The organism is Mitsuaria sp. TWR114 (assembly GCF_007997345.1).
On record NZ_VOSR01000357.1, the window covers coordinates 1 to 1,915 of the forward strand.

Sequence of the window (1,915 nt, forward strand, 5' to 3'; positions counted from 1 at the left end):
CCGCGCATCACGCGGCGCTGGTCAAGTCGATCAGCACCGACTGGTGGCGCTGGCGCCTGCTCGACGACGAGGCCGCGATGACGCGGCTCAAGGCGCCCAAGGGCCTGGACGCGGACGACGAGTGGCTGCAGGGCTGAGCGCGCGGAGCGCCGCCGGCGCGCGCCTACGCGGCCAGCTCGTCCGGCGGGCTCATCAGCAGCTGCTTGGCCAGCGCGCCGATGCGGCGCAGCGCGCGCGGATGCTCGGGGCCCCACTTGCCGCCGACGCCCAGCCGCACGCAGTTCCGGAAGCGCGGGCTCGCCGAGAACATCATCCCCGGCGCGATGACGATGTGCTCGGCCAGGCACGCTTCATAGAGCTGCGCCGAGTCGAGCGCCTCCGGCAGTTCCACCCACAGGATGAAGCCGCCCGCGGGGTCCGACACCCGCGTGCCCTTGGGGAAGCTCTCGGCGATCAGCTGGCGCGCCTCGTCGACGCGGGCGGCGATGGTCGCGCGCAGATGCCGCAGCGCCGCGCCGCTGCCGGCCTGCGTCAGCAGGTCGGCCAGCGCCAGCTCCAGCACGCTGGTCTGCGCGCCCGACTGCACCGCCTTGGTCTGCCGCAACACCCGGCCCCAGCGGCCCGCCTCGACCCAGCCCAGCCGCAGCCCCGGCGCGATCGTCTTCGAGAAGGAGCCGCAGATCATCACGTGCCCGGTCGTGTCGAAGGACTTCACCGCGCGGCGCTTGTCCTCCTGCTCGGACAGGTCGTTGTAGAGCACGTCCTCGATCAGCGCGACGTCGTGCCGCGCCAGCATCGCGGCCAGGCGCCGCCGCTCGGGCACCGGCAGGCAGGCGCCCAGCGGGTTGGACAGCGTCGGCACCGTCAGCACGGCCTTGACCTGCTGCGTCTCGAAGGCCAGCTGCAGCGCGTCCAGCGACATGCCGTGACGCGGATGCGTCGGGATCTCCAGCGCGCGCAGGTGCAGGCTCTGCAGGATCTCCAGGAAGCCGTAATAGGTCGGCGACTCCAGCGCCACCACGTCGCCGGGCTTGCAGACGGCGCGCAGGCACAGGCTGATCGCCTCGATGCAGCTGTTGGTGATGACCACCTCGTCCGGGTCCAGCACGCAGCCCAGCCCGAGCGCATGGCGGGCGACCGCGCGTCGGGCCTCCTCCATGCCGGGGCCGATCGGGTAGGTGCACAGCAGCTCGCGATGGCGCATCACGGCGCGGGCCATCGCGCGCCGCACACGGTCCTGGTCGAAGAGTTCCGGACCCGGGCAGGCGGCGCCGAAGGAGATGAAGCCGGGATCCTGCGACAGCGCCATCACCTGCGCGCCGAGCTGGTCCAGCTGCACCATGCGCGAGCGGTGTCGGGCCGGGAGACCCGCGGCTCCGGCAGCCGGGCGGCCGCGCGGCGACGAAGTAGCCGGAGCGCGGCCGGGCCTCGATCAGCCGGGCATCCTCGAGCCAGCGATAGGCCTGCACCGCCGTCGACAGCGACACGCCGTGCTGGCCGGCCAGCTCCCGCACCGAGGGCAGCCGCTCGCCGCGTTTCAGCGTGCCCGCCCGGATCGACCGGGCCATGCGGTCGGCGAGTTGCATATACAGCGGTAGCAGCGGCGCGTCCATGCGTCGATTCTGTGTGTTCCGGGTTGGCAATGACCAATACAGATCAGCGGCAAGCCGGCCAGCACAGGTCACGGCCGTGCGCGCGCTGTATGCGCCGCATCGGTCGACCGCTGTGGATGGAGCGCCGCACAGCCGCTTCCTATCGTTGGGCCATGCAACCGCTGCGCCTCCTCCCTCCGCTGTTCCGGCCCCGGCTCTCGCCCGCGCCGGCCTTTGTCCCACCCGCGCCCGGCCTGGACGCGATCGTGCTGCCGACCGACGGCCGGCCCGTCACGCTGCGCCTGCGCCGGCCGGTGCGCCTG

Annotated in this window: 1 protein-coding gene and 1 pseudogene; both read right to left on the reverse strand. The window is 72.8% G+C overall.

Translation table 11 applies throughout. The features are described 5' to 3' along the window. Positions 1-163: 163 nt before the first annotated feature. On the reverse strand, positions 164-1,342 hold the full coding sequence (locus FUT87_RS13965) for a PLP-dependent aminotransferase family protein (RefSeq protein ID WP_255511827.1): 1,179 nt from the start codon (positions 1,340-1,342) through the stop codon (positions 164-166). 118 nt (positions 1,343-1,460) lie between these two features. After that, positions 1,461-1,613, reverse strand: a pseudogene (locus FUT87_RS30700) (GntR family transcriptional regulator); the annotation flags it as partial. Positions 1,614-1,915 lie beyond the last annotated feature (302 nt).

Excerpts from the sequence above, each read along its gene's own strand:
- FUT87_RS13965 (WP_255511827.1), bottom strand. The coding sequence starts at position 1,342 with ATGGTGCAGCTGGACCAGCTCGGCGCGCAGGTGATGGCGCTGTCGCAG.